This window comes from Frankia sp. CeTa3Moorea, from assembly GCF_978021225.1.
Genome location: NZ_CDXDOR010000053.1, coordinates 1 through 4,518, shown reverse-complemented (window position 1 = coordinate 4,518; position 4,518 = coordinate 1). Strand labels below are relative to the sequence as shown.

Here is a 4,518-nt window from a genome sequence, read left to right as displayed (position 1 = left end):
GAGCCGCGGAGTAAGACGATCACCTGGCACGACCCGCTGCCTGTCGCCGCGGCGGCGGCGTCGCTGAGCGGGCTGGAGTTCCTGTCCGCGATGCGTGACGGGCGCATTCCGCCGCCCCCGATCTCCCGTCTGTTCGACTTCCGGCCAATCGAGGTCACGCCGGGAGACGTTGTCTTCACCTGTCTGCCGGACGAGTCGGCCTACAACCCGATCGGCCTCGTCCACGGTGGCCTGGTCTGCACGATCCTGGACACCGCGACCGCCTGCGCGGTGCACTCCACGCTGGCGGCCGCGGTGGCGTATACCTCCATCGAGATCAAGGTTAATTACCTGCGGCCGGTGCGCGTTGTCGACGGCCGGCCGAGCCGACTTACCGCGCACGGCTGGGTGACCAGGCCGGGACGGCGGGTGGCTTTCGCCGAGGGGGACGTCCGGGATGACCAGGGCAAGGTCGTGGCCACCGCCAGCAGCACCTGTCTGATCATGGGTGGGACGGCCTGATCCCATGGCCTGATTCCGCGGCCTGACCGGCGGCCCGGCCCGACATCGTCCATGGACTGTCCCGAACTCGTGTCCGTGCTGTCCCGGCCTTGTCTTCCCGGTGTCCGCAACTCGGCGGGGTCGGCTAACGGACACCCTTGTGGGGCAGTTCATCGGACGATCCACATGCAGTCTGTACGTACACGCTGTATGGTCAATGCAGAGATCATCGCTCATCCACTGGTGACCTAACGAGAGGGGGCCAGCCGTGGCGGTCGAGTGGCGGTACCAGCTCCGGATTGGGACCTACCTGGCGAAGCAGAAGCTGCTTCGTCGCAAGCACTTCCCGCTCGTACTGGAGCTGGAGCCGCTGTTTGCCTGCAACCTGTCCTGCACTGGATGTGGCAAGATCCAGCACCCGGCGTCCGTCCTCAAGCAGCGGATGAGCGTCGACGACGCCTTGGCTGCGGTGGAGGAATGCGGCGCTCCGGTGGTCGCGATCGCGGGCGGCGAGCCGCTGATGCACCCGCAGATCCACGAGATCGTGAACCAGCTGGTCAAGCGCAAGAAGTTCGTGATCCTCTGCACGAACGGGCTGCTGCTCCAGAAGAAGCTCAAGAACTTCACCCCGTCGCCGTACTTCACCTTCGTCCTGCACATCGACGGTCTGCGTGAGCGGCACGACGCGGTGGTGGAGAAGGAGGGCACGTTCGACGAGTGCGTCCGCGCCTTCCACGCGGCGAAGGCCGCGGGCTTCCGGGTCGGGTCCAACTCGACGTTCTTCAACAACGACAGCCCGCAGGACGTCATCGACATCCTGACGTTCCTCAACGACGACCTCAAGGTCGACCAGATCCAGCTCTCACCCGGCTATGCCTACGAGAAGGCGCCCGACCAGGAGCACTTCCTGGGGGTCCAGGAGACCCGCGAGATGTTCTCGAAGGTCTTCGCGGACGGCCGGCGCAAGAAGTTCCGGCTCAACCACTCGCCGGTCTTCCTGGACTTCCTGGAGGGTAAGAGGGAGCTCAGCTGCACCGCGTGGGGCATCCCGAGCTACTCGCTCTTCGGCTGGCAGAAGCCCTGCTACCTGATGAGCGACGGGTACGTCTCGTCCTACAAGGAGCTCGTCGAGACCACCGACTGGGACGCCTACGGTCGTGGCAAGGACCCGCGGTGCGCGAACTGCATGGCGCACTGCGGCTATGAGACCTCCGCGGTGCTGGCCACCATGGGTTCCCTCAAGGAGTCCATCCGGGCGGCTCGCAGCGTCTGAGCTGGCCCATCGTGGTCTGAGCCGGTTCACGGCGCCACCGTCACCGTCAGATGACGTCGTCCGGCACGGCAAGTCACCGCCCCGACCGGGGTCACCCGGTCGGGGCGGTCGCCGTCTGTGCCGCCCCGGCCCGCACCGGCGGGAGCAGGGCCGGCGGGAGCAGGGTTTCGCTGGCGTCGACGATGCCAGCCGGCTTTAGCCGGCAGTCCCGCGGGAGCCGGCGCCGCCGTCGGCACTGACCGGCGGCTGCTCGGCGAGATCGCCACCGCGGCCGAGTCCGCGCAGCAGCCGGTCGAGCACGGTGCCGACTTCGAGGCGGGCGGTGTCCGGGTCCGCGGCGCCGGCGGTGTAGATGCTCGCCTCCGACAGCAGGGCGGCGACCAGCCTGGTCAGCGGGACCACCGGCAGCGGGTCGATGCGGTCCTCGGCCATCGCGCGCTCCAGCCACTCCGAGAGCAGCCGGTAGCCGTGCTTCTCGACGAGCGCATCCCAGGCGTCGTTGCCCAGCACGGCCGGACCGTCGACGAGGACGATGCGCTGGAAGTCGCTGTCCGCGGTGGAGATGTCGAGCAGGGACTGGAACCCGGACCGGAGCTGCGTCCAGGCGTCGCTGGGAAGCTCCGCGTCCCGGGCAAGTTCACCAGCGACGAGCTGTTCGGCCACCTCCGTCGCGACCTGTTCCATCACGGTGCGAAACAGCGCGGCCTTGTCGCGGAAGTGGTGGTAGAGCGCGCCACGGGTGACCTGCGCGTCGGCGACGATCTCCTCGGTGCCGGTGGAGGCGAACCCCTGTTCGGCGAACCGACGGCGGGCGGCGGAGATCAAGGCCTGACGGGTGTCAGCCGTCTGCGCGGTACGACGGCTTCGTGTCACCCCTTGATTATGGTGTAGCCGAGGCCGTTGTACCCACTACCGTCCCGGCACGAGCGGGCCTGGTCGTGACGAACCTGCTCCGATGAACCCGCAACCGCCGACGGACACCGATCCGTGGCTGTCGTCTCGCCCTCTGGTCGCGCCCTCGCCAGCCGTTCGTCGCGCACCGCCGATCACTTTTCGTTTTCAACTTGTTGCCGTCGGGTATCTCCGATCACCGCCGCCGATGGTGAGGTGACGGGAGGTGATCATCGTTTCCGCGGGGTGTGGTGGGCACCATCGTCGATGCTCATGTCGGCTACCCCACCGCCGGCCGGAGGCCCGGGATTTCATGGTGGCGGCAGGAGCGTTTCGGGGGGGAGATCTCCGTACCGGCTCGGCCAGACCGGGACGGAAGCCTTGTGACCCCGCATTACCCGGGGCGCCCGCACGCCCTTGAGGGGCCCGTGGCAGTATCACTTTCTGTGACAGTGCTGCTGTGGGTCGCCGTTGCCTCTCTGCTCGCTTGGCTCTACCTGACCGTCGGCCATGGGTTCTTCTGGCGGACCGATCAGCGCCTGCCATCCCGGCAGGCGCCGGCCGCTTGGCCCAGTGTGGCGATCGTCGTGCCGGCTCGGGACGAGGCCGACGTGCTTCCCGTGACGTTTCCGACGCTGCTTGCCCAGGACTACCCCGGTCGTGCCCGGCTGATCCTGGTGGACGACGGTTCCACCGACGGGACCACGGAGGTTGCCCGGGACCTGGCAGAACAGGCCGCTGCGCGCGGCGAGACCAACGTGACGCCGGCCATGACCACATCCACCGAACCCCCCGCCGGTTGGACCGGGAAGCTGTGGGCGCTGCGGCGGGGCATCGAGTGCGCTGGCGACGTCGACTTCCTGCTCCTCACCGACGCGGACATCTCCCATCGCCCGGGATCGCTGACTGCGCTCGTCGCGTCGGCGACCTCCCAGAAGCTGGACATGGTGTCGCAGATGGCCGTGCTGCGGGTGCAGACCGGCTGGGAGCGTCTGATCGTCCCGGCCTTCGTGCACTTCTTCGCGATGCTGTACCCGTTCCGGTGGTCGAACCGGCCGGGTTCGCGGGTGGCCGCTGCGGCCGGCGGATGTTCCCTGATCCGCCGGGAGGCCCTTGCGGCGGCCGGTGGACTGGCGGAGGTGCGCGGCGCCGTCATCGACGACGTGGCGATCGCGCGGATCATCAAGCGCTCGGGTGGGCGGACGTGGCTCGGACTCGCAGAGCAGGTCCACAGCCAGCGCCCGTATCCGCGGCTCGCGGATCTGTGGAAGATGGTGTCCCGCAGCGCCTATGCGCAGTTGCGGCACTCCCCGTCGCTGTTGGTCGGGACCGTGTTGGGACTGAGCCTGGTCTTCGTCATCCCGGTGGTCGCGACCATCGTAGGCATCGTGACCGGCGACGTCGCCACGGCTCTCGTCGGCGGGATCACCTGGTTGATCATGACTGTCACCTATCTGCCGATGACCCGCTACTATCGTCAGCCGCTGCCGCTGGCCCTGCTGCTCCCCGGAGTGGCCGTGCTGTACCTCGCGATGACGGTGGACTCGGCGCGGCTCAAGCGGGCCGGGCGGGGAGCGGCCTGGAAGGGGCGTACCTACCAGGATCACGGTGCCCCGGCTGCCGCCGCCCGCGAGTATCCGAATGGCCCGGGTGAGCGGCGTGAGGGCTCGGTGGCCGGGCCGGCCGGCTCCCCGGGCATGCCGGCACCGGTAGCCGTGTCGCCGTACCCGGACGGCGTTGCCACCGTCGCCTCCGCCGGCTCATCGGCTTTGTCATCCGCCTCGTCCACGGTGCCCGCAACACCCCTGGTGATGGCGACATCCTCGGCGGTCCCCGCGCCGGCCGTGGCGCCGGCTTCCCCCACGCCCACGCCC

4 protein-coding genes are annotated in these 4,518 nt (G+C 68.7%); 3 read left to right on the top strand and 1 reads right to left on the bottom strand.

The window, feature by feature from the left end; genetic code table 11:
- Together AC08OV_RS11685 and hpnH are read left to right on the top strand one after the other, a co-directional pair.
- On the top strand, positions 1-501 hold a 501-nt coding region (locus AC08OV_RS11685; protein ID WP_476619654.1), incomplete at its 5' end, for a PaaI family thioesterase.
- Between the two features lie 247 nt (positions 502-748).
- Complete coding sequence (hpnH, locus tag AC08OV_RS11680; protein WP_011435280.1) at positions 749-1,753, top strand: adenosyl-hopene transferase HpnH; 1,005 nt, start codon at positions 749-751, stop codon at positions 1,751-1,753.
- 195 nt (positions 1,754-1,948) lie between these two features.
- Here hpnH and AC08OV_RS11675 read toward each other — a convergent pair whose 3' ends face one another.
- Positions 1,949-2,626 carry a TetR/AcrR family transcriptional regulator gene (locus AC08OV_RS11675; protein WP_476594224.1) on the bottom strand — a complete coding sequence of 226 codons (678 nt, stop codon included), beginning with the start codon at positions 2,624-2,626 and terminating at the stop codon, positions 1,949-1,951.
- Positions 2,627-3,090: 464 nt separating this feature from the next.
- Between AC08OV_RS11675 and AC08OV_RS11670 the strand changes: the two genes are divergently transcribed.
- Positions 3,091-4,518: glycosyltransferase (locus tag AC08OV_RS11670; protein ID WP_476619653.1), on the top strand; the 1,428-nt coding region annotated here is incomplete at its 3' end.